This is a genomic window from Staphylococcus hominis subsp. hominis, from assembly GCF_002901845.1.
Lineage (GTDB): Bacteria > Bacillota > Bacilli > Staphylococcales > Staphylococcaceae > Staphylococcus > Staphylococcus hominis.
In genome coordinates this window covers 580,358-604,747 of sequence record NZ_PPQE01000025.1, presented here as the reverse complement: position 1 = coordinate 604,747, position 24,390 = coordinate 580,358, and the positions used below count along the sequence as shown (strand labels likewise).

Below are 24,390 nucleotides of genomic sequence, written 5' to 3'. Positions count from 1 at the left end.
CACCTCTATGATTTATTTATGATTTTATTTTATCATGATTATCTTTATAAATCTGAGTTATTCTATATTTTCTATTGCAGATTTTATAGCTTTTGCAAAGTCGCACATTAATTTATCCCAATTTGACTGATTTTCTCTACTATTTCGATTTGTTTTATTATTTTTGAAAAAAGTTTTACGTAATGAGGTAGTTAACTCAATTTGTACGCCCATACCTCTAGTCGTACAATTAACAATATTATTATCCTGTTGACCTGAAATATGACTTGGTGCTTCACTTGCTTTTATACCAATATTATTTAATTGTTCTTTGATGAGTGATTTTAGACGTTCGTCTTTCCCACCAACATAAGCAATGCTCTCGTTCCCTTCACAACCATGAATAGCAATAGCTTGGTTACTTTCAGTTACCAAATTCATTGCATCTTTATTATCATAACGTGTAGAAGTTACGTGCAACTCTTTATTTCCTTTACTACGTAAACCTTCGAAAGTAAAGTAATTATATCCGCCTTCATCAGCAATTATACTTGCTAATTCAGTTGTAGCGGGTTCAATGCCTCCACCATGAATTGCTAGTATTGAAACGCTGCTATTTCGGTTTTTAGTTATTATTTTCCAGTCTTCATTTTCAATCGTTTCTTTTTCCAATTCTTGCATTGATTTAAATTTATCCAACATTTCCACTCCTTTTATTTACTATATTATTTTCTTCCCTAATAAAAATAAATAAATGAAGTTTAACAAGATTTTTATAAATTTAAACTTAAATTAAAAGACATTCTTGAAGTCATATGATGCTTTCAAGAATGTCTTTAAAAAAATTATACAAATTGAGCAGTTAAGTCATTAAACTCTTGCTCAGAAAGATGGATATCTCTTTTAGTTAATGCACTTTCATCTAATTCTTCAATTTGTGATTCATATGAAGGTGTTGTTGTGTCTTGATATACAATACCTTTAACTAGTGATTCGTGTTCTAATACAGTTTTCATCGCTAATTGTTTATCTGTTGGATCATAATTTTCAATATCTTCAATACTAGTTAAATGTTCTTTAAACCAATCATACGTATTCACTTTATTATATGTCACACATGGAGAAAACACATTTACAAATGAAAAACCATCATGATTAATTGCATCTTCAATTAATTTTGTCAATGCTTTAATATCACTTGAAAAACCTTGTGCTACAAATGTAGCACCTGATGATAGTGCTAGTTCTAATGGCGCAACATTTTTTTCTATATTTCCTTTAGGTGTTGATTTAGTTACAAATCCAACAGCAGAAGATGGAGACGTTTGACCTTTAGTTAGGCCATAAATTTGGTTATCCATAACAATATAAGTAATATTCATATTGCGGCGTAATGCATGAATTGTATGACCCATGCCAATAGCATAACCATCACCGTCGCCACCTGAAGCAATGACTGTTAAATCTTTATTAGCCATTTTCACTCCTTGGGCAAGAGGTAATGCACGCCCATGAATACCATGTACCCCATAAGAGTTAATATAGCCTGATAAACGACCTGAACAACCTATTCCCGTAATTAATGCCACTTCTTCAGGTTCTAAACCTAAATTTGCTGCTGCTTTTTGAATTGCAGCTTGTACTGAAAAGTCTCCACATCCTGGGCACCAGTTTGGCTTCACACTGTTTCTAAAATCTTTAAATGTAGCCAATTACATCATCTCCTTCATATCTTTAGCTACTGAAAGTCCTTTTTCTTCTATTTCATGTGGTAAAAAAGGTGTACCATCATATTTAGCTTGATTAACTAATTTGTCTTGAATGGCAGTATTCATTTTTAAGATATTTGATAATTGGCCTTGATAGTTATGCTCAGCTACTATGACGCTTGAAGCTTTATCAATAGCTTGTTGAATAATATCTTTTGGTAATGGGTGAAGTTGACGAATTTGCATCGTATTAACTTTAATACCATTATTATTTAATCGTTTACTTCCTTCTTCAATTGCACCTTTACTTGAAATAAATCCGATATATAAAATATCTGCTTTCTCATGTTTCTCATCATAATCAACAGGTGTTTCAATAAGTAAGTTCGCAGTTTTACTCATACGTTTTTCCATTTGTTCACGTCTGTTATCAGCAGCTTCACTTGGCTTGCCTTCTTGATTATGTTCAACACCAGTAACATGGTGAATACCACCTTTAACACCAGGAATTGGACGTTGTGAAATTCCAGATGTTGTAAGTGCATAACGTTTAAAGTATGATTTATCATCTTCATCACGTTCAATATCTGATTGAATAAGCTCTCCACGTTTAATTTGAATTCTATTGTAATCGAGTTGTTTTACTGTTTGTTTACCTAATGACAATTGCAAATCGCTTAATACGATAACCGGACATTGATATTCTTCAGCTAAATTAAAAGCTTCCATAGTTAAATAAAAAGCATCTTCAGCATCAGTTGGTGCTACTACTATCTTAGGAATATCTCCATGTGTTCCATATATCATTTGCATTAAATCTGATTGTTCTTGTTTTGTAGGTAATCCAGTTGAAGGGCCTCCACGTTGCGTGTTAACAATAACTAGTGGTGTTTCAGTCATACCTGATAAACCAATGGCTTCCATCATTAAAGATAAACCTGGCCCTGCACTCGCAGTAAATGCTCTAACTCCTGCATAGTTCGCACCAATTGCCATATTCGCTGCAGCAATTTCATCTTCAGTTTGTACTACAGTACCTCCTACTTTTGGAACATTTGCAATCATATACTCCATAATTTCTGAAGCAGGCGTAATTGGATAAGCTGCCATAAATCTTGAACCAGCTGAAATCGCGCCTAATCCAATTGCATCGTTACCAATCATGTATAAATGTGGTGTGCCCTCACTATCTTCTAGTAAAAAATCACCATTTACTGTATCTAATTTATCCTTCATCAACTCATAACCCTGATGAAGCGCTTCTATATTCATTTCAACAACTTTTTGACCTTTTTTAGTAAACATATTTGTAATTAACGTTTCGAAAGGTGTTGTATCTAATTTCATTACTGCACAAGTTGCACCAATCGCTACCATATTTTTCATCAGTGCAGTACCTAATTCTTTAGCTGTTAATGTTAACGGTAATTCAATAAGTTGCGCACGACAATCATCTGGTTTAGAAGGTTTAGCTTTAGCATCTGCAATAATAATACTATCTTCTCTCATTTCATGATGATTTAATTCAATTGTCTCTTGATCAAATGCAACTAAAATATCTAAATCATCACTAATTGCATGAATTGGAGAAGTTGAGACTCTTATTTTATTATTTGTATGACCGCCTTTAATTCGGCTTGAGAAATGTCGATATCCATATAAATAATAACCTTTTCGATTCATTGCAGTAGCAAATAGTTCTCCTGTTGACTCAATACCTTCACCTTGTTGTCCGCCCACTTTCCATGATATTTGTGGTTTCATATCATTAGCCTCCTGTGGAATTAATTCATACTAAATCATAACAAAAATAACCACCGTCTTACTATGTCAACAGTGGCTTTTATTTAAATTCATACTAATGGACTATACGCTATTTATCAAAAGGATGATCCTCATTGATTAAAATGCGTTCTATGAGTTTGGTTCTTCCATTTTTATCTAAATCTATAATAACACCTGAAAGTACACTTCTACCATTATCAGGCACTACATGTCGTTGTGGCAAACTTGTAATAAAACGCTTAATAACTTCCTCGCGATTAATCCCTAGTATTCCATCATAATAACCAGTCATACCTACATCTGTAATATAGCCTGTACCATTGGGCAAAATACGCTCATCAGATGTTTGAATATGAGTATGTGTGCCTACAATAGCACTGACTCTTCCATCTAAATACCAACCCATTGCATTTTTTTCTGAAGTAGTTTCTGCATGAAAATCTACAAAAATATAATTAGTTTCTTTTTTAGCTTCTTCAATCAATTGATCTGCTTTTTTAAAAGGATCATCAATATCTTGCATAAATGAACGTCCTTGCAAGTTAATGATGGCAACTTTAATATCATTAACCTGAATAAAACGCATGCCAACACCTGGCGCTTCACTCGGAAAATTAGCAGGTCTTATCATTCTTTTAGCATCATCAATAAAGTCATAAATCTCTCTTTGACCATAAGTATGATTCCCCATTGTCATAAAATCCACGCCATCTCTAAGCAATTGTTTATATAATTTTTCAGTTAAACCTTTTCCATGAGCAGCATTTTCTGCATTAACAATGCTCAACGTAGGCTTATAAGCTTGCTTTAATTTAGGCAAATATTCAGCAATGGCATTTCTACCTACTTTTCCTACGATATCTCCAATAAATAAAATTCGCATTAATGTTCATCCTCTCACAATATAGTGTAATTGAAATAACTATATAATTAAAGGTAGAGTTTCATATTTTTTAAAATTACACAGTCTTAACTTTAGCATGCATACAGCATATGTTATTATAATATTATAAAAATTTAGGAGTTGTATAATTAGATGTCAATTAATATCGATCCAGAAAAATTTGCAGAACTAGTTGTAAAAGCAAACCCATCAAAATCAGAAGATGCAGAAGATATGGCTAAAGAAAGCTTAGAATTATATATTAACGCATACCGTTTAGCAGAAAGATATTCTAATATTGCTACAAATTGTTATGATACAGCTGAAATTCTTTCTGAAATCAAAAAAACAGATTTACAACTTAAATAATGAAAAAACCTGAGACATTTTAAATATGTCTCAGGTTTTTTAGTAATCAGTGAGTCCCTATTTAATTTTAAAAATTACTTCGCATACTCTACTGCTCTAGTCTCTCTAACAACTGTCACTTTAATATGTCCTGGATATTGTAATTCTTCTTCAATTTGATTTTTTATATCTCTAGCTAATCGGTAAGATTTTAAATCATCTATTTCTTCAGGAGAAACAATAACTCTAATCTCTCTACCAGCTTGAATTGCGAACGCTTTTTCAACACCTTCATAACTTTCTGAAAGAGTTTCTAAGCGTTCTAATCTACGAATATAATTTTCAAGTGTTTCTTTACGTGCTCCTGGACGTGCGGCCGATAATGCATCTGCAGCTGCTACTAGAATTGAAATAATAGATGTTGGTTCAACATCTCCATGATGTGAATGAATCGCATTAATTACAGTTTCAACTTCACCATATTTTTTAGCTAATTCAACACCAATTTCAACATGGCTACCTTCAACTTCATGATCAATTGCTTTACCTACATCATGTAGTAATCCAGCTCTTTTTGCTAAACTAACATCCTCGCCTAATTCAGCAGCTAACATTCCAGAAAGATGTGCGACTTCCATAGAATGTTTTAAGACATTTTGGCCGTAACTTGTTCTATAGTTTAAACGACCTAAAATTTTCACTAAATCTGGATGCATATTGTGAACATTGATTTCAAATGTTGCTTGTTCACCTGCATCCCTAATGATGTCATCTACTTCTTTTCTAGCTTTGTCTACCATTTCTTCGATACGACCTGGATGAATTCTTCCATCAGAGACTAAATTCACTAATGCAGTCCTAGCGATTTCACGTCTAATAGGATCAAATCCAGATAAAATCACTGCTTCAGGAGTATCATCAATAATCAAGTCGATACCTGTTAACGTTTCTAAAGTACGAATATTTCTACCTTCTCTACCAATAATTCGACCTTTCATCTCATCATTTGGTAAATTAACTACTGAAACAGTAGATTCCGTTGTATGATCAGCAGCTAATCTTTGTACAGTAGTAGCTAACAATTCTTTCGCTGTTTTGTTAACTTTTTCTTTTGCTTCTCTTTCCTTTTCCTTAACAAGTACTGCAATATCTTGTGACAGTTCTTCTTCCACTCTATGAAGTTGTTCATTAACTGCTTCCTCTTGAGTGAGACCGGAGATGCGTTCTAATTCTTGTTCATGCTTCATTATTAACGTCTGAACACTACTCTCTTTTGCATCTACTTGTTGTTGTCTTTCTTCAATTTTGGATTCTTTTTGATCTAAAATCTCATCTTTTTTATCCAATAATTCTGATTTACGATCTAAATTTTCCTCTTTTTGAAGATTTCGGGCTTCTTGTCTTTGAAGCTCACTACGTCTTTCACGTAGCTCTGTTTCAACTTGTTCTCTAATAATTTGATTTTCTTCTTTTGCCTCTAATAATTTCTCTTTTTTGATATTATCTGCTTCTTTTTGTCCTTGTTTGATAATATCATTAGCAGTTTGTCTAGCTTGAATTTGCTTTTGATGTAATATATTTCGGGCTAAAAAATACCCTACAACAACCCCTAGAATAATCCCCAGCAAAATGAGTAGGAGGTCTAATAAATTCACATAAACACCTCCTTTTTCTAGGTATTTGCTTGTATATTAAAATCTCTATGATTTTTTATAAATTGTATAAATAATATACATATTAATTGTACGTTTAGGTACTCAGTAGTGTCAAGATATGAAATTTCACTTCAATTTCACTACACCTACTTATAAAAGAAAGAGAGTGACATTGAATTCATTTCGAACTCATTATTCACTCTCACACAAAATAATTTTAATATTTTTAAATATATATTAAAAGTATATTCTATTTAAAGCATTAAAAATTCAACATTATTCTTCATCGAATAATGTTTGTGATGATTTATCTTCATTTTCTTCAACATCACCATCGAAAATACCTAATTTTTCACGTAATTTGCGATCGATTTCATCTTTAATTTGAGGGTTTTCTTTAAGATATGTTTTAACATTTTCCTTACCTTGACCCATTCTCTCACCATTATATGAGTACCAAGCGCCAGATTTATCGACAATATCATTTTCTACACCTAAGTCAATTAATTCTCCCTCTTTTGAAATACCTTGACCATACATGATATCTACTTCAGCAATTCTAAATGGTGGTGCTACTTTATTTTTAACAACTTTAATTTTAGTTCTGTTACCTACAATGTCTTGACCTTGTTTTAATTGTTCTGCACGACGCACTTCTAAACGTACTGAACTATAGAATTTTAAGGCTCTACCACCTGGTGTAGTTTCTGGGTTACCAAACATTACTCCAACTTTTTCACGAATTTGGTTAATAAATATAGCAGTAGTATTTGATTTTGAAATTGCACCTGAAAGTTTACGTAAAGCCTGAGACATTAAACGTGCTTGAAGACCAACATGTGTATCTCCCATTTCACCTTCAATTTCAGCTTTAGGAGTCAAAGCAGCAACTGAGTCTACAACAACAATGTCAACAGCTCCACTTCTTACGAAAGCTTCTGCTATCTCTAAACCTTGCTCACCATGGTCAGGTTGAGAAAGATATAAATTATCTATATCAACACCTAATGCTTCAGCATATACTGGATCAAGTGCATGTTCAGCATCGATAAACGCAGCAACGCCTCCATTTTTTTGCACTTCGGCAATAGCATGAAGTGCTACTGTTGTTTTACCGGAACTTTCAGGACCATATATTTCAATAATTCTTCCTTTAGGATAACCACCTACACCTAGTGCATTATCTAAAGTAACTGAACCACTTGATACACTAGATACACGACGACCTTTATTATCGCCTAATTTCATTACTGCACCTTTACCAAAGGATTTTTCCATATTTTTTATAACTGTATCTAAAGCTTTTTGACGATCATTATCCAAAGCGAAACCTCCTATATGAGATAGTTATCTATTTAATATTATATATATATTATACTCTTAACTATATTCAAACACAAGCTTTTTGCGAATATTTGTTCGCATAAAAAGAGAACACTATCCGAAAAATCGAACAAATGTGCCCTGAAATTATAACTATTTTTTAATTTAAGTACATTTTAGTGCCAATTTAATAATCTTATTAATACATAATTTTGACTTCTGTTGGGCAGTATATTTCTTGATTGCGTTATCTTAAATGTAGTCATTTTAAAATCATCTTTTGTATTAATTGCTAGATAAATATTCTCTTTCTCATGTAATATTGCTATACCCATTTCAGTTTTATATAAATCTTTTACATATGATGCAGCGTCTCTTAATTGCATTTCAATACTTGAATGATGATTTAAAAATATGTCATTATCTGGTAATATTCCTTTTAATATATTTTGTTTATCAAAGCGTTTTAAACGAGTATAAATCGCTCCATCAGTTACTCCGTCATATATACTTACTGTAGAATTCATTTGTTCCATTACAGATTGTTCTAACAATGTGTCATCTGAACCATAATAAAATTGACCAATTCGTTCTAGAATTTCTTCTTTTATAGGTTGAATCAATGTTTTACATTCGCTTTGTGTAGAAGCATTTGCTGTTAATCTAATATATACTTCATGTTTCCCTGCTAACGGAGCTATCGTAGGATTCGTTTGTTTTTCAATTAAATCCATAAGTTCTGTTTCAACTTTCGATTCTCCAATTCCTGCAAATCTAAGTTGCTCTGAAAAAATAGTATTGTCATTATCTATAAGTAATGGAAGCAACTCATTTTTAGCCATAGGTTGCATTTCACTCGGAGGACCAGGTAACAGAATTACTTTTTTATCATTCATTTCAATAAACATGCCTGGAGCCATACCATAATGATTTTTTAACACTTTCGCTCCCTCTATCACAAGTGCTTGTTGTTTATTATTAGGTGTCATTTCTTGCCCTTGTTCTTTGAAAAAACCTTCAATATAATTTAATGCTTCTTCATTAGTCACTAAGTTTTTATTTAATACTTTTGCTACTGTTTGTTTAGTTAAATCGTCTTTAGTTGGACCCAATCCACCCGTGAGCACTAGTGTGTCAAATCTTTTTAGTCCTTCTCTAATAATAAATTCTAAACGATCAGGATTATCACCAATAACTGTATGTTCAACTATATTCTTTCCAATTTGATTGAAAAGTTTTGATAAATATTGGCCATTTGTATTTGCTATTTGGCCTAATAATAATTCTGAACCTACTGCTATGATAGATGTATTCATATGCCCCTCTCCCTTATTTAGTCTTAATTCATATTTTATACTTAATCTATTATATAATCTAAAAAATAACTCAAAAAAATGAGAGTCATTTTATGCGACTCTCATTACATTTCACTTTATTTGATTATACTTTTTATTGCTTAAACACATCTCTACCTTTATAGAAATATTCAATTCCTGATAATATTGTAAAGAATACGCCAATATATAATAATACTTGTCCTAATTGAAATCCAATCCAATTTGAGAATAAATCACCAAGTAAAATCCAAATAATTGCTACCATTGTAACAGCTGTTTTAATTTTACCTAATTGGCCTGCTGCACTCACAAACCCTTGTTCAATTTGAAGTAAACGTAAACCTGTAACCGCAAACTCACGAGCAATGATAATTATTGCTACAACTGAATTAGTTAGCCCTAATTGAACCATAACAATAAGAGCACTAGAAACTAATAATTTATCCGCTAATGGATCTAAAAACTTACCCATATTTGTCACAAGTTGCCATTTTCTTGCTAAATAACCATCTAAAAAATCACTTAAAGAAGCTACAATAAAAATAATAGCAGCAATAAGTTGCTCTATTCTTATGTCATAGCCACCTAATACAGATACATTTCCAAAACCAAAGTTTACTAGAGCAAATAATATAAATACTGGAATCAAAATCACTCTAAAAACTGTAATCTGGTTAGGTATATTCATTTTAATACCTCATTTCTTAATTTATATGTAAATTATATTAATAATACTGCTAACACCCATATAATTAAAGTAATAATTATAACAATACTAATCATAATCAATAATTGAATAGGTTCTTTATTTTTAGTACGATATTCGGGCACTTCGTTGTGTCGATAATGATGTAAAAGTGTATCGAGTTGATTGTGGTGATTAGGAATTTCTTCATGATGCACTTTAATGAGTTGATTTACATCCATATTAACTACACTTGCATAACGTCTAATAAATCCTTCAGCGTAATCCACTTTGGCAAGTTGATCAAATTTATTCTCTTCAATATATTTTAACGTTTCTCGCTTTAATTGTGTACGTTGTTCTAATTCTGTTAATGTCATTCCTAATCTTTCTCTTCTACCTTTTAAGGTTTCACCAATTGTTTTCACGTTTGACGCCTCCACCCTTATTACTCAAAAAAACCGAAGCCACCGCCAAACACATCTTCTCCAAAATCTAATGTGTTTTTGCTTTTAATTGCTTGTTGTTTAACTTGTTGTTTCATATGATCATATTCAATTTTTTGATTCTCATGTTCACGTAGCTCGATAATATAATCAAAATCATCGATGCTATATTGATTTGTTTCTATAAATAAATCTGGATGCTCAACTACTTTTATTGATGGTAAAGTCATCACTTCTTCCACTAACTGTTGATGTTTAGGATTTGTTTCTCTAGCAGTTACTGCACCATCAATAATATAAACATGATTAGCATCATATTCACCTTTTATAAGAGAACTACGAACTGTCTGTTTAATTAATGTTGAACTTATAAATAGCCATCGTTTATGCGCACAGACACTACCTGCAACAATCGATTCTGTTTTTCCAACACGAGGCATCCCTCTAATACCTATTAATTTATGACCATCTTCTTTAAATAACTCTGCTAAAAAGTCGACAAGTAAACCTAAATCTTCACGTTCAAAACGAAATGTTTTTTTGTCACCTGCATCTTGTTCAATATAGCGACCATGACGCACTGCTAAACGATCACGTAACTCTGGAATTCTTAACTTTGTTATTTCTATTTCTTTCAATTCATGAATAATATTTTCAAAACGTGTGACTTTTTCAAGACTATCTGTCTTAATAAGTAATCCACGACGCCCTTGATCAACACCATTTATAGTAATAATACTAATTCCTAACATACCAAGTAAACTCGATACGTCTCCTAAAAGTCCAGCTCGATTAACAATTATCTCGTATTCTAAATACCATTCCTTTTTTTTAGCAACAGTCATCTAACCACCCCTTGTTTAAATACAATTTGAAATATTCCCCTTATATAATTAAATTTATTATATCATTGATTATAAAAAACGAATCGTCAAATCTGCATTTAAAATTTAGGATACTTTTTAAATATACCAACCACCATTAACCTTTTGGACTGTTCCTGTAATACTCTTAGCATTAGGATGGCATAAATAAGCGCACACGTGTGCTACTTCTTGTGGAGCTATCATTCTTTGTTGTGGTAGTTCAGATAAGATAACTGCTTTGTCTTCATCACTGAATGCTTTAGCCATACGTCCTGAAACAAAACCAGGTGCTATAGCATTCACAGTGACATTCGTCAATGCTAGCTCTTGACTGAGGGCCTTTACAAATCCAATTTGAGCACTTTTCATTGCTGAATAAATAGTTTCCATACTTGCTCCCGTCTCGCCCCAAATTGATGAGATAACAATAATTCTACCATTTGTACTTTTTCTCAATATGTCTATGAAATATCGACAGCATCGAATTAACTGTTTAACATGAATATGATAACATTCATCTATCTCTTTATCTTTCATATCTTGTAACATCCCATATAATGATGTACCACTACTATAAATTAAACAGTCTAAATGTTTTATATGACTAAATATATCATTAAAATCAATATCATGAGTCAAATCCATTTGAATAAATTCTACGGCTTCACCTTTATACTTTTTTTCTAAGGATGAGATATCAGATTGATAATATTGAAGTATTACTTCATATCCATCTTTTAATAAACGATCTACAATCGCACTACCAATACTACCTGAACCACCAAATACTAATGCTTTCATATTTAATCTATCTCCAAACGGCTATCAACAAGACGGTCAATATTTAGATATTGTTTGGCAGTTTCATTAATACTATCTAAAGTGATATTCTCTACAATATCTAACATATCAAATACACTTACGCCCTCAAAATACAATTTTGCATATTGATTTGCAATATATTCTGGGGAATTCAAACTAGAGATAAATTCACCAATAAACTGCTTCTTCAATAATTCAAACGCTTCTGAATCTTTTAAGTTTCCTCTATATTTCTTTAATTCAGTAAGTAATCTATCCTTTAATTGATCTGGTTTATGAGTAGCACTTGTAATAATTGAGAAACTATAAGTAGGTTCAAGAACAAATTGATATCCAAATGAATCATCAATTAAATCATCATTAAGAAGAGATTGATAGAAATCTGTTTCTTCACCGAATACGAGTTCAAAAAATAAAGTCATTTCTAAATCTTTTTGAACATATTTCTCAGGTGCTTCATTCAAAGGTTCATTTTTAAATCCTAACATTAAACGTGGAGACTGTAATTTCATTTTTTCAGATACAAATGATTGAACTACTTCATTTGGTTCTTTTATTGCTCCTCTTTGGATAGAAGGTTGATTTGTTTTATGACGACGATTTTCATGTTCTTCAATAACATTACAAATACGTTTAGGGTCCACATCTCCTACGACAAATAACACCATATTGGATGGATGATAAAACGTTTCATAACATAAGTATAAATCATCTTTAGTAATACTATAAATACTCTCAACACTACCTGCAATATCTACTTTAATTGGATGATGATGATACATTGCGCGTAATGTATTGAACATAATTTTATATCCTGGTTGTTCTTGATACATTTTAATTTCTTCAGCAATAATTCCTTTTTCTTTATCTACTGTTTCTTTTGAAAAATAGGGTGTTTCTACCATATCAAGTAAACGTAGAATATTACGTTCAACTTGATCAGTTGCACTAAACAAATAACTCGTACGATCAAAACTTGTAAATGCATTGACTTGAGCATTATCATTGGCAAATGCAGTAAATAAATCTTTATCATCGTCTTTTTCAAATAACTTATGCTCTAAAAAATGTGCTACTCCGTCTGGTACAGTCACATATTGATCTTTATGATGAGGTTTAAATGTATTATCCAACGAACCAAATTGAGTTGTATAGGTCACATATGTTTTTTGAAATCCTTTTTTAGGAATTACAAATAAGCGTAATCCATTATTTAGTTCATGTTTATAGACGCGTTCATCAATTAATTCATAATATTGTTCTTGCACTATGATTGACCTCCTTTCGTTAATACATATATCGTATCTAAATAGGCTTGGTTTGCCATTTTAACGACATCTTCTTTAGTCACTTTATTAATTAACTCCATGTATTCTTTATCTGATTGAGGCTGATTCAAAAGTAGTTGATTTTGCATAACTTCAATAATACCTTTAGGTCTATCTGCAATTTCTTGTCGTTGTGAAATGATAATTTTTTTAGCTAATGCTAATTTTTCTTCAGAGAATTCCCCTACTTTAAACTTCTCGAATTCTTCAATAATTGTGTTTTTTGCAGTATCGTATTTTTCAACAGATACACCACTTAATACAAATAAATAGCCATTTTTTCCATCTAATTGTGAATGAATAGAATAAGCTAGACTTTGTTTTTCACGTACTTCATTAAATAGTACTGAAGAAGGATCACCGCCAAACATAGTATTTAATACGACAAGTGCATAGTAATCTTCATTCCCATAATGAGTTGGAAAACGATAACCTAAATTTAATTTAGCTTGGTCGACGGTATCTTTTTCAATGATTGTTTCAGTAGATTGGGCGTTACAGTCAGTATTTACATTATGATTAAAGTCAAACGTAGTTGAGCTAAGACTAAATGAATTTTCTATAAGTGATGTAACTTCTTTTTTATTTACATTTCCCACTACATACACTGAACACATGTCATTATTTATCATAGATTTATATGTATCATACAAACTTTCATTTGTAATACGCGCAATATTTTCTATTTGACCTATAGCCAAATAACGATAAGCTTCACTTTTGAACATATATTTTAATAAATTAATAAATGAATATTGCGCTTTATTGTCAATCATCGCTTCTATTTTTTTATGTAATAATGATTTTTCTTGAGTAACAAATGTAGAGTTGAATGAATTGTTCTCAACAAGTGGATTCATGATAACTTCTTTTAATAAATTTAAACCTTTTTCAAATAATGGTGTAGTATCTTTAAGATAACGTTCATTTACAATTTCTAAAGAAATAGTAATGACATGTTTATCTTTAAATTTAGAAACAAAGCTATTAATATAAGCCCCATAAAGCTCTGATAATTGTTGATTAAATGATCTATCTGTTGGCCATTTTTTTGTGGCACGAACCAATACTTTACTTAGTAATGAACGAGCAGTAATTGTTTCGTAATCAAGTGGTGCCATAAATTTAAATGTGATCATCGTTGTTTTAAATTTCTCAGTCGGAAGAATATCAATATGTATTTGATGATTAGTATGTTGTTTCAAAATAATCAATCACTCCTTTACCTGTTATTAAATTTTTGTGCGTGTTAATTTAAACTTCACTAGGCTACTTTTTATATAATTTAATGAATATAAAATAGGTTTACCCATTTCATCATAATGTACAACCTTTAATAACATTAATCCCTCATGTGGTTCAGCATTCAATATGCTAGAAATATGAGGTTCATAACTGATTGCTTCAATTTCAGTTTCAGCAGAAGCTACCTTATGACCAGTATTAAGTTCAATTGCATTAAGCATCGAACCATCACTTTCTTGATATTCGGTACAAGTTAAATGATGCTCAGCAATCTTATCTAAACAATAAATAACTGGTTGATGATTCGCAGTACGTAGTCTTTCAATAATTGTTATAGGCTGTTTATCTTCAATATCTAACATTTTTGCATCCAATAAAGAAGCGGGTTGTTGCTCTAAACTTAAATATTCTGTACTTGCTTCATATCCCGCTTTTTTAATCATTTCACTAATACTAAATAATTTATTTAAAGGATAATAAAAGGGACGTAGAGCCTTTATACTTGTTCCTTCCTCAAAATTATCAGTTAAAACTTGTTCAATAATAAGTTCTCCAATCGCTTCATAGACATCATCTGTTTTAACGTTAACTTCTCTAGCAATAGATAAATTGCTAGGAAGTTTATCACCAGGTTTCAAAGAATGATTTTTTATTTTTTTAAAAATATATTCTTTTACTTTAAAAACCGAGTTTAATTCAGTCATACTCACACCTCTTCATTCTCAAAATCTATTAAAACTTGTCTTGGTTTACTGCCTTTTTGTGGACCAATAACATTATTTCTCTCTAAATCGTCCATTAATCTTGAAGCACGATTATATCCAATTCTGAATTGTCTTTGTAAAAGCGACGTACTTGCTTTTTGTTTCTCAATTACAAAAGCGTATGCGTCATCATATAGTGTATCTTCACTTTTCATTTCTGATTTTTCTACAGGGGCGTCAGGTTCCATTTCTTTTACGTAATTTGCTTTTTGTTGTTCAACTACATAATTTACAACTTCTTGTACTTCTTGATCACTTAAAAATGCACCTTGAACACGTGTCTGTGTAGATTCACCATTACCAACATAAAGCATGTCACCTTTACCTAATAATTTCTCTGCTCCTCCAGAGCCTATGATTGTTCTAGAATCTGTTTGTGAACTTACAGCAAATGCAATCCTTGAAGGAATATTATTTTTAATAATACCCGTGATAACATCTACAGAAGGACGTTGTGTTGCTACAATTAAATGTATGCCCGCTGCACGAGCCATTTGTGTAATACGCTGTATTGCATTTTCAACTTCTTTTCCTGCTACCATCATTAAATCTGCTAATTCATCAACAATGACAACGATATAAGGAAGTTCTGATTGCTTTTCATCAAGTTCTTCATTTTGACGTCTTATAAATTGATTGTATCCTTCAATGTTTCTAGTAGACGAATGTTGAAATAAATCGTAACGACGTTCCATTTCAGCAACAATTTTCTCTAATGCCTGTGATGCTTTATGAGGATTTGTTACTACAGGTATTAATAAATGTGGAACACCATTATATACATTTAATTCTACCATTTTAGGATCAATTAACATTAATTTTACCTCGTGTGGCTTAGCATTTAATAAAATGCTCGTAATAATACCGTTAATACATACTGACTTACCACTACCTGTAGAACCAGCCACTAATAAGTGAGGTGTTTCATTCAATTCAATAGTCATTGGTTCTCCGGAAATGTCTCGTCCTAAACCGACTTCTAATTTATTTTTTGCTGGAAACTTAGATTCTAAAACTTCTTTTAGCGTAACTAAAGAAATTTTATCATTTGGAACCTCAATACCTACAGCTGAACGTCCAGGTATAGGCGCTTCAATACGAATGTCTTTCGCAGCAAGTGCTAAAGCTATATCATTATGTAAATTAACGATTTTATTTACTTTAACACCTTGAGCGGGTTGAACTTCATATTGAGTGACAGCCGGTCCAATTTTAATTTGAGTCACTTTAGCATTAACTCCAAAATTTTTCATGGTTGATTCTAATATTTGACCTTTACGTTGTACTTCAGCTCTTGAAGTTGTCGTTTGTTTTGTTGGCTGTTTAAGTAATGATAAAGGAGGAATGTGATAGGCTACATTGCCAACTTCTCCCGCTTCTATGATTGAACTATTATTCGTATCGTTATCATTAAAGACGTGTTTTATTTTATCTTTTTTCATAGAATTTGATGAAGATACATGAGTAGGTTCTTTATCTTGATGGTCTATGTCAAATTGACGTTTTTTACGTTTAGGTCGTACTTTTTCTTCTTCCGTTGCTGCATGATGACTATATATAGGAATATCTTTATGTTGTTGTTTCACTTCTGGGAAATCACTCACATCTTTAATGACTTCATCTTTCCTTTGTTGTTCTTCTAATTCTCTTTGATGTGCCAATGCTTGACGCTGTTCTTCTTTTTCACGTAATCGTTCTTCTCTTCTAATTTTATTTGCTTCTCTTTTTTCTTTTAGAGTAGATGAAGCACTCTGAGTAGAACGTTTAAAATAATCAATTGTGCTTCTCGCCACATCTCTATGATGTAATTTTAGTAATAGGATAAAACTTGATATCAGTAAAATCAAAGTCACAATGATAATCCCAGCAATAGAGATTAAAGGTACAAATAATTTTAATAAATAAAAACCTATAATACCTCCACCGAAATTTGGAAAATGAGTATGTTCATAAGATTTATAGACGTAAGACAATACCGGTTCTCTTTTCGCAACTTCTCCTTTAGAAAAATAATAAATGAGTTGAGAAACAATCAGTAATACAAATTGTAATAAAATGAGACCGAACGTACGACGAGTTTTTGGAAAATGTCTTTGCATTGCAATATAAATCGTAATTAAACTTACTAAAATATATGTAAGGTAACGACTTGCGCCAAATAAATAATTGAAAAAGCTATCAATCATTCTACCAACAAGCCCTAATTGAAATATTCCTAAAATAGATATAATCACAATTATAATAGTAATAATATACCTTATAGAACTATCTGTTTTTTGTTGCTTTTTCTTTTTAGATTGGCGTGCTTTCGTTTTCGTCTTTGAATTGGTTTTTCTAGTCGTTGTTTTTTTCTTAGTTCGTGGCAAATGTTACACCTTCTTTTATTTTTAATTATAATAATGACATTTTCAAAAATATAAAAAAATGTAAGTTATGTTTTAGAGTTAAAAGTATGAAAGAGGTTGAGACAATATATATCACATAGACTCTTAAGCCCATTTTAAAATCATTAAAAATAAATGAGTCAAATCATCTTTTAAATTTATAGAGTTCACTATAAAAGTTAGGGTAAATGTCTTATCTTTTATATACTTTCAATTTAATACATCAATGAATCTATAAATAAGAATGATAAACGTTTATATTTTTAATTATTTTATAAAAGTGATATTGTCCCGACCTCTTTATTAAATGTATGTCTCTTAAATTTCAGAAATAACTGGAATAATCATTGGGCGACGTTTTGTACTTTCAAATAAAAGCTTGCTAATTTGGTCGCGCATATTTTGTTTAATTTCAGACCACTCAATGCGTTTTTCTTGTAGTCCAGCTTCCACAATTTCTCGAACTTTATCTTCCGCTTCTTTCATTAATTCTTCACTTTCACGTACGTAAACGAATCCGCGTGATTGAATTTCAGGTCCAGCAGCTATACGTCTATTTTTAGGGTCTAATGTTACTACTGCAATAAAGATACCATCTTCTGCAAGAAGATGACGATCTCTTAACACAATATTTCCAACGTCTCCTACACCTATACCATCGATAAGAATATTACCTGAATTTACTTTTTCATTTAATACCATGTGTGAGCCATCAAAATGAATCACATCACCTTTTTCGACAAGGAAAATCTTTTCAGGTGCAACACCTGCTTCATTTGCTAATTTTGCATGAGCAATTTGCATTTTAAATTCACCTTGAACAGGAATAAAGTATTCAGGTTTCATAATATTAATCATCATTTTTAATTCTTCCATACAACCATGACTAGAGGCATGAATTTTTTTATTATTTGGAATAATATGTGCACCTGCTCGAACAAGTTCATTTAACGTATTGGCTATAATAACTTCCATATTTGCTGAAGCAGTGATGGCTAAGTAAACTGAATCGCCCTCTTCAATATTTAAAATTTTATGTTTATGTTGGGCCATTTGACTTAACGCTTCAATAGGTTCGCCTTCCATACCTGTTGCTATAATAACGACTTCATTTTTAGGATAATTTTCAACTTCATTGATTGGAAGCAATAAATCTTTAGGAATATCAAAATATCCCATTTTTCGTGCAGTATTAAATGAACTTTCAAGAGATTTTCCTAAGAAAGATACTTTACGATTTAATTTACTAGCAACATTTAATACTTGTTGAATTCTAATAAAATTCGATGCATAGCATGAAACAATTAAGCGTCCTTTTACTTTAGCAAATGCATCATAAATATGCGATTCTATGACATTTTCTGGAGTATTATAACCAGGTTTTTCTGCTTCAGTTGAATCACTAATCAAAGCAAAAACACCTTCTTCTCCGATTTCAGCCATGCGTTTCATATCAGGAGCATAATGCCCTTGTAAACTTTGGTCAAATTTAAATTCACCTGTATATACAATTGAACCGTATGAAGTATGAATACAGATACCTAAACTATCTGGAATACTATGTGATGTATTAAAGAAAGTAATATTGACGTTTTTAAATCTCATCACTGAATCATGATTCACAGTATAATATCGTACTTTTTTCTTTATATTTCTTTTTTTGATACTTTCTTTAACTAAAGCTAAAGTAAGTTTTGATCCATAAATTGGTGCATCAACTTGCTCTAAAATATAACTCACTGCACCAATTGCATGTTCATGGCCATGGCTTAAAAATATCCCTTTTAATTTATCTTTGTTTTCTACTACATATTGGATGTCAGGAATAACAATATCTACTCCTAACATCTCATCTTCAGGAAACATTAATCCCGCATCTAACATAAACATCTCATCGTCTACTTCGACGATATACATATTTTTAGCGATTTCGCCTACGCCCCCAAGTGGAATAATGCGAATATCGTCATTCTTTTTCTTTACTAAACTCAAAATGTTACCTCCTATAATTAATTCCCGTCCATATAAACTCATAATTTATTATAATTTAATTTACGAAGGATGTACACTATTAAAGTGTGTTGTAACTAAGGAGTAAAAGACCTTTAATAAAAAATATATACTTTCATAAAACCATTCTTTATATATATAAAGAAGGTTAGGACTTCATTTTGTCCTAACCTTAACTTCATCCATTTATTCATCTAAAACTTTATGAGACGCATTTACACGGCCTTGTTTATCAATTTCTGTAATTTTAACTTCAATCGTATCACCGATTTTTAAAACGTCTTCAACTTTATTTATTCTATCTTTAGAAATTTGAGAAATGTGTAATAAAGCATCTTTACCTGGGAATAATTCTACAAAAGCACCATATTTTTCAATACGCTTAACTTTTGCATGATATACTTGACCCACTTCAGCTTCGCGTGTAATTTCATTAATAATTTCTCGAGCTCTATTTATCATTTCTTGATCAACAGCGCCAATAAAGATAGTACCATCTTGTTCAATATCTAACTTAACGCCAGTTTCGTCAATAATTTCATTAATTTTTTTACCACCCGGACCAATGACATCACGAATTTTTTCAGGTTTGATATGCATAATTTCTACCTTAGGTGCATATGCACTTAATTCACTACGTGGTTGATCGATTGTTTGTAACATATGATCCATAATAGCTAAACGACCTTGACGAGCTTGTTCAAGAGCTTCTTCAATCACTTCACGTGTTAAACCATCAATTTTGATATCCATTTGAATCGCAGTAATACCCTCTTTAGTTCCAGCAACTTTGAAGTCCATATCACCTAAGGCATCTTCCATACCTTGAATATCAGTTAAAATTGTATAACTGTCTTCACGAGTGACAAGACCCATAGCAATACCGGCTACTGGAGCTTTAATAGGTACACCAGCATCCATTAACGCTAATGTTGATCCACAAATTGAAGCTTGTGAAGATGAGCCATTTGACTCTAATACTTCACTCACAATACGAATTGTGTAAGGAAACTCTGTAGTGTCAGGAATGATATATCTAAGTGCTCTTTCACCTAGTGCACCGTGACCAATTTCACGACGACCTGGCGCTCTTACTGGACCCGTTTCACCTACTGAGAAATTAGGAAAATTATAGTGGTGCATAAAACGTTTTTCAATTTCAGGTCCTAATCCATCAATAAGTTGATAGTCTCCTAATGCTCCTAAAGTAAGTACAGATAATGCTTGAGTTTGTCCACGGGTAAACAATCCAGAACCATGTGCACGTGGTAATAAACCAACTTCTGATTCAAGCGGACGAATTTCATCTGGTTTACGTCCATCAGGTCTAATTTTTTCATCTGCAATTAATCGACGAACTTCTTCTTTTACTAAATCATTTAAGATTGCATATACTTCATCGATAAGCAACTCATTTTCTGGGTCCGCTTCGTCTACAAATTCAGTAGCGATTTCTGCTTTAAGTGCATCTAAATTTTCATCACGTTGTTGTTTGTCAAATGTTAATACAGTTTCTTTTAATCCTTTTTCTTCCGTTAAAGATTTTACTCGTTGTACTAATTCTTCATCACGTTCAACGGGAATAAATTCTTTTTTCACAGGTTGAATATGCTCAACAACTTCTTCTTGGAAAGCAACTAAGCGTTTTATCTCTTCATGACCAAAGAAAATCGCTTCAAGCATTTCTTGTTCTGTAATTTCACTCGCACCTGCTTCAACCATATTTACAGCATCTTTATGACCAGCAACTTCTAAATCTAAACGAGATACTTCTTTTTGTTCAAGTGTTGGATTAATCACGTATGTTCCATCAATATATCCTACATTAACACCGGCAATTGGTCCTTGGAATGGAATATCAGACACGCTCAATGCCATTGACGATCCAATCATTGCTGCCATTTCTGGGGAGCAGTCTGGGTCCGCACTTAATACAGTATTCATAATTTGAACGTCATGTCGATAACCTTTAGGGAATAATGGTCTAATTGGTCTATCAATTAAACGTGCAGTAAGTGTCGCTTCATCTCCAGGACGACCTTCGCGTTTTTTAAATCCACCTGGAATTTTACCAGCCGCATACATTTTTTCTTCATAGTTAACTGTTAAGGGGAAAAAATCACCATCACGTGGCTCTTTAGAAGCAACTGCTGTAGATAATACAACAGTATCACCATAACGTACTAAAACTGCACCATTAGCTTGTTTCGCTAATTGACCTGTCTCAATCGTTAACGATCTTCCAGCCCATTCGGTTTTGAACACTTTCTTTTCTTGAGACATTATGAATCTCCTCTCTGAAATCTAATACTTACATCATATCATTTATTTATATATTTTTATATTAGTGTTTATGATAAAAATACAAAAAAGGAAAGTACCAATCTAAATGGTGCTTTCCCTTCAATATATTTAAAATTAACGACGAATACCTAATGATTTAATTAATTCACGGTAACGTTGAATATCTTTACTACGTAAGTAGTTTAATAAATGTCTACGACGACCAACCATTTTTAATAATCCACGGCGTGAATGGTGATCTTTTTTGTGTTCACGTAAGTGTTCATTTAATGCAGTGATTTCTGCAGTTAAAACAGCGATTTGTACTTCTGGTGAACCAGTATCTGTTTCGTGTACACGATATTCTTTAATAATTTCATTTTTACGTTCTTGAGTAATAGCCATAATTAAATTCCTCCTAATTTTTGTTTACACCTTAATCTGAGCAAGGCGTCGGAGTTTCAACCTGCCAAGATAAAGGATTCAATAGTAATAAGTTTTCAAAAACTCAACTTTAAATATTATACGATACATCATCACCAAAATCAACTGCTAAAAGATATTTTGCACGTTCTTTATCATCATTCATTTGACTGACTAAAGCATCTATACCATCAAATTTTACCTCTGGTCTTAAATAATGGTGCCAATATACGATTACACGTTCTCCATAAATATTTTCTTCAAAATCAAAAATATTCACCTCTATCACCACTTCTGCTTTAGATGGATCGTGGAATGTCGGCTTAACACCTACGTTAGCTACCCCACGATATATTTTGTGTTCGGCACCTATTTCAATACTTACCGCATATACCCCTTTTTTAGGAAGTACATAATCATCGCTAGGTTGGACATTAGCTGTTGGAAAACCGATTGTTCGACCTCTTTTTTCTCCTTGAACAACTGTACCTTTAATTCGATATAAATAACCTAATTCATCATTAGCTTTTTGTAGATTGCCTTCATGTAACGCTTGTCTAATTGATGTTGTTGAAATTTTTTCAGAATCTAAATCTAATTTACCGACTATTGTAGTATTAAATTCATCTATTTCATTTAACACGGCCATATTTCCTTTACCAAATTTACCAAATGTAAAATCAAATCCTGCAACAACTTCTTTAACATGATTATTAATAATATAGTCTTTGATAAACTCTTCAGCTGTGACGTTAGCAAAACGTGATGAGAAATTGATAACAATACAATAATCAATATCATGCTGTTCTATCATTTCTAATTTATCAGATAGTGGCGTTAAGTAATCTGTACGTTTACGTTCAGGATTTAATACTACTGATGGATGCGGATCAAATGTTGTTACTGCCTTTTTTAAATTTTTTTCTTTTGCACGTATATCTAATGCTTCAAATACTTTACTGTGACCACGATGCATACCGTCAAAAAAACCAAATGCCATTGCAACATCTTCTTTTATGAGTTGTTCATTTTGTATTGGATGTGTTATTTCTATCACTTTCATATCAATCAAAGGCTCCTTTAATTAAATACTTTTTTAGGCTTTATTTCGTTAATTTTGTCAGGATGATGTTCATAAATGGCTAATGCTTTTTCACTTATCTTATCAATAAACACAAATTGCTTTTCTAATGATAGAGTAAAATCTTTTTTTAGGAGTTTTTGACCATTTAAGATTCTATACTTTAAAGTGTCATCATCAATGACTACATGTTGTAAACTTTTCAAACCATATTCTATAGGAAATAGATAATGTTGTAATGTTTCATGCTCATGTAATTCAGAAATTTTTTCAAGTGATAAACTCTCATTTATATTAAATCCACCCGAATTTATACGAGTTAACAACGACATATGAGCAGGATAACCTAAAGCTTTGCCAATATCTGTTGCTAACGTTCTGATATAGGTACCTTTTCCACACGTTACTTTTATATCAAAATGACATGTTTGTTCTATAAATGTTAAATCAGATATTCGTTCAATTTCATCAATTTTAACTTGTCGTTTTGGCCGTTCAATAGTTTCTCCTTTTCTAGCATATTCATATAATTTTTTTCCATTTACTTTTACAGAGGAATACATTGGAGGAATCTGCTCTATTACTCCTTTAAATTCTTCTAAAACACGATCAACTTCTATAGAAGTAATCGTATTCGCCGCTATATTTACTTTTTCTATTACTTCTCCAGTTTGATCTTCAGTTGTCGTACTTTCACCTAATGTAATGGTTGCTTCATAAGATTTCCCCATATCCATGACATAGTCGCTCACTCTTGTTGCTGTCCCTATACAGATAGGTAGTACACCTGAAACTTCAGGATCTAATGTTCCAGTATGACCTATCTTTTTAGTTTTTAAGATTTTTCTAAGTTTAAATACAACATCATGACTGGTTAAACCACGCTCTTTATACACTGGTAATATACCGTTGTACATTTTTTCACACCCTTTAGTTTATTATGTCTCACTATGTATTATTAAATCATCTAATGTCTTATCCATGTTTTATCAGTATTAATCATATAAAAAGGAGTAGGACTGAATTCATGTAAA

At 31.8% G+C, this 24,390-nt stretch carries 21 protein-coding genes; 1 reads left to right on the top strand and 20 read right to left on the bottom strand.

Features of this window, described 5'->3' with window-relative positions; genetic code table 11:
- Positions 1–57: 57 nt before the first annotated feature.
- The 4 genes from CD034_RS04540 to CD034_RS04525 all read right to left on the bottom strand — a co-directional run bounded on the left by CD034_RS04540 (position 58) and on the right by CD034_RS04525 (position 4,356).
- On the bottom strand, positions 58–678 hold the full coding sequence (locus tag CD034_RS04540; RefSeq protein ID WP_002455400.1) for a poly-gamma-glutamate hydrolase family protein: 621 nt from the start codon (positions 676–678) through the stop codon (positions 58–60).
- Between the two features lie 146 nt (positions 679–824).
- Positions 825–1,691 (bottom strand): 2-oxoacid:ferredoxin oxidoreductase subunit beta, encoded by an 867-nt coding sequence (locus CD034_RS04535; RefSeq protein WP_002448821.1) that lies wholly within the window; start codon positions 1,689–1,691, stop codon positions 825–827.
- Entirely contained in the window at positions 1,692–3,452 is a 1,761-nt protein-coding gene (locus CD034_RS04530; protein WP_002455401.1) for a 2-oxoacid:acceptor oxidoreductase subunit alpha, read from the bottom strand.
- 109 nt (positions 3,453–3,561) lie between these two features.
- Positions 3,562–4,356, bottom strand: coding sequence for a TIGR00282 family metallophosphoesterase (locus tag CD034_RS04525; protein WP_002448851.1), 795 nt, complete (start codon positions 4,354–4,356; stop codon positions 3,562–3,564).
- A 153-nt stretch (positions 4,357–4,509) separates the two neighbouring features.
- Between CD034_RS04525 and CD034_RS04520 the strand changes: the two genes are divergently transcribed.
- A complete protein-coding gene (locus CD034_RS04520; RefSeq protein WP_002448781.1) occupies positions 4,510–4,725 on the top strand; it encodes a hypothetical protein in 216 nt (71 codons plus the stop codon).
- Positions 4,726–4,799: 74 nt separating this feature from the next.
- On the opposite strand, the gene rny is transcribed toward CD034_RS04520, so the two are convergent.
- The 16 genes from rny to truB all read right to left on the bottom strand — a co-directional run bounded on the left by rny (position 4,800) and on the right by truB (position 24,273).
- The gene (rny, locus tag CD034_RS04515) at positions 4,800–6,359 is read right to left on the bottom strand and encodes a ribonuclease Y (RefSeq protein WP_002448856.1); all 1,560 of its coding nucleotides are present in this window, start codon (positions 6,357–6,359) and stop codon (positions 4,800–4,802) included.
- A 276-nt stretch (positions 6,360–6,635) separates the two neighbouring features.
- Positions 6,636–7,682 carry a recombinase RecA gene (gene recA, locus CD034_RS04510; protein ID WP_002448773.1) on the bottom strand — a complete coding sequence of 349 codons (1,047 nt, stop codon included), beginning with the start codon at positions 7,680–7,682 and terminating at the stop codon, positions 6,636–6,638.
- A gap of 176 nt (positions 7,683–7,858) precedes the next feature.
- On the bottom strand, positions 7,859–8,998 hold the full coding sequence (locus CD034_RS04505; protein WP_002455402.1) for a CinA family nicotinamide mononucleotide deamidase-related protein: 1,140 nt from the start codon (positions 8,996–8,998) through the stop codon (positions 7,859–7,861).
- A 133-nt stretch (positions 8,999–9,131) separates the two neighbouring features.
- On the bottom strand, positions 9,132–9,707 hold the full coding sequence (gene pgsA, locus CD034_RS04500; protein WP_002448865.1) for a CDP-diacylglycerol--glycerol-3-phosphate 3-phosphatidyltransferase: 576 nt from the start codon (positions 9,705–9,707) through the stop codon (positions 9,132–9,134).
- Between the two features lie 32 nt (positions 9,708–9,739).
- On the bottom strand, positions 9,740–10,132 hold the full coding sequence (locus tag CD034_RS04495; protein ID WP_002448763.1) for a helix-turn-helix domain-containing protein: 393 nt from the start codon (positions 10,130–10,132) through the stop codon (positions 9,740–9,742).
- Between the two features lie 20 nt (positions 10,133–10,152).
- On the bottom strand, positions 10,153–10,995 hold the full coding sequence (locus tag CD034_RS04490; protein WP_002448864.1) for a DUF3388 domain-containing protein: 843 nt from the start codon (positions 10,993–10,995) through the stop codon (positions 10,153–10,155).
- A gap of 117 nt (positions 10,996–11,112) precedes the next feature.
- Entirely contained in the window at positions 11,113–11,817 is a 705-nt protein-coding gene (gene ymfI / locus CD034_RS04485; protein ID WP_002488706.1) for an elongation factor P 5-aminopentanone reductase, read from the bottom strand.
- A 2-nt stretch (positions 11,818–11,819) separates the two neighbouring features.
- Positions 11,820–13,106, bottom strand: coding sequence for an EF-P 5-aminopentanol modification-associated protein YfmH (gene yfmH / locus CD034_RS04480; RefSeq protein ID WP_002448796.1), 1,287 nt, complete (start codon positions 13,104–13,106; stop codon positions 11,820–11,822).
- Positions 13,106–14,305, bottom strand: a complete 1,200-nt coding sequence (yfmF, locus tag CD034_RS04475; RefSeq protein WP_369962956.1) for an EF-P 5-aminopentanol modification-associated protein YfmF — start codon at positions 14,303–14,305, stop codon at positions 13,106–13,108. The genes yfmH and yfmF overlap by 1 nt, the downstream gene beginning before the upstream one ends.
- A 93-nt stretch (positions 14,306–14,398) precedes the next feature.
- Positions 14,399–15,115 carry a GntR family transcriptional regulator gene (locus CD034_RS04470; protein ID WP_002448813.1) on the bottom strand — a complete coding sequence of 239 codons (717 nt, stop codon included), beginning with the start codon at positions 15,113–15,115 and terminating at the stop codon, positions 14,399–14,401.
- A gap of 2 nt (positions 15,116–15,117) precedes the next feature.
- Entirely contained in the window at positions 15,118–17,436 is a 2,319-nt protein-coding gene (locus tag CD034_RS04465; RefSeq protein WP_370444868.1) for a DNA translocase FtsK, read from the bottom strand.
- Positions 17,437–17,877: 441 nt separating this feature from the next.
- Positions 17,878–19,551, bottom strand: a complete 1,674-nt coding sequence (gene rnjB / locus CD034_RS04460; RefSeq protein ID WP_002488688.1) for a ribonuclease J2 — start codon at positions 19,549–19,551, stop codon at positions 17,878–17,880.
- Positions 19,552–19,755: 204 nt separating this feature from the next.
- A complete protein-coding gene (gene pnp, locus CD034_RS04455) occupies positions 19,756–21,852 on the bottom strand; it encodes a polyribonucleotide nucleotidyltransferase (protein ID WP_002448862.1) in 2,097 nt (698 codons plus the stop codon).
- A gap of 135 nt (positions 21,853–21,987) precedes the next feature.
- Positions 21,988–22,257 carry a 30S ribosomal protein S15 gene (rpsO, locus tag CD034_RS04450; protein ID WP_002448819.1) on the bottom strand — a complete coding sequence of 90 codons (270 nt, stop codon included), beginning with the start codon at positions 22,255–22,257 and terminating at the stop codon, positions 21,988–21,990.
- 109 nt (positions 22,258–22,366) lie between these two features.
- Positions 22,367–23,338, bottom strand: a complete 972-nt coding sequence (ribF, locus tag CD034_RS04445; RefSeq protein WP_002448787.1) for a riboflavin biosynthesis protein RibF — start codon at positions 23,336–23,338, stop codon at positions 22,367–22,369.
- A gap of 17 nt (positions 23,339–23,355) precedes the next feature.
- Positions 23,356–24,273 (bottom strand): tRNA pseudouridine(55) synthase TruB, encoded by a 918-nt coding sequence (gene truB, locus CD034_RS04440; protein WP_077700436.1) that lies wholly within the window; start codon positions 24,271–24,273, stop codon positions 23,356–23,358.
- Between the last annotated feature and the right edge of the window lie 117 nt (positions 24,274–24,390).

Excerpts from the sequence above, each read along its gene's own strand:
- pgsA (WP_002448865.1), bottom strand. The coding sequence starts at position 9,707 with ATGAATATACCTAACCAGATTACAGTTTTTAGAGTGATTTTGATTCCA.
- CD034_RS04470 (WP_002448813.1), bottom strand. The coding sequence starts at position 15,115 with ATGACTGAATTAAACTCGGTTTTTAAAGTAAAAGAATATATTTTTAAA.
- CD034_RS04530 (WP_002455401.1), bottom strand. The coding sequence starts at position 3,452 with ATGAAACCACAAATATCATGGAAAGTGGGCGGACAACAAGGTGAAGGT.
- truB (WP_077700436.1), bottom strand. The coding sequence starts at position 24,273 with ATGTACAACGGTATATTACCAGTGTATAAAGAGCGTGGTTTAACCAGT.
- CD034_RS04520 (WP_002448781.1), top strand. The coding sequence starts at position 4,510 with ATGTCAATTAATATCGATCCAGAAAAATTTGCAGAACTAGTTGTAAAA.
- CD034_RS04490 (WP_002448864.1), bottom strand. The coding sequence starts at position 10,995 with ATGACTGTTGCTAAAAAAAAGGAATGGTATTTAGAATACGAGATAATT.
- yfmF (WP_369962956.1), bottom strand. The coding sequence starts at position 14,305 with ATGATCACATTTAAATTTATGGCACCACTTGATTACGAAACAATTACT.
- CD034_RS04505 (WP_002455402.1), bottom strand. The coding sequence starts at position 8,998 with ATGAATACATCTATCATAGCAGTAGGTTCAGAATTATTATTAGGCCAA.
- ribF (WP_002448787.1), bottom strand. The coding sequence starts at position 23,338 with ATGAAAGTGATAGAAATAACACATCCAATACAAAATGAACAACTCATA.
- CD034_RS04525 (WP_002448851.1), bottom strand. The coding sequence starts at position 4,356 with ATGCGAATTTTATTTATTGGAGATATCGTAGGAAAAGTAGGTAGAAAT.
- ymfI (WP_002488706.1), bottom strand. The coding sequence starts at position 11,817 with ATGAAAGCATTAGTATTTGGTGGTTCAGGTAGTATTGGTAGTGCGATT.
- rpsO (WP_002448819.1), bottom strand. The coding sequence starts at position 22,257 with ATGGCTATTACTCAAGAACGTAAAAATGAAATTATTAAAGAATATCGT.
- pnp (WP_002448862.1), bottom strand. The coding sequence starts at position 21,852 with ATGTCTCAAGAAAAGAAAGTGTTCAAAACCGAATGGGCTGGAAGATCG.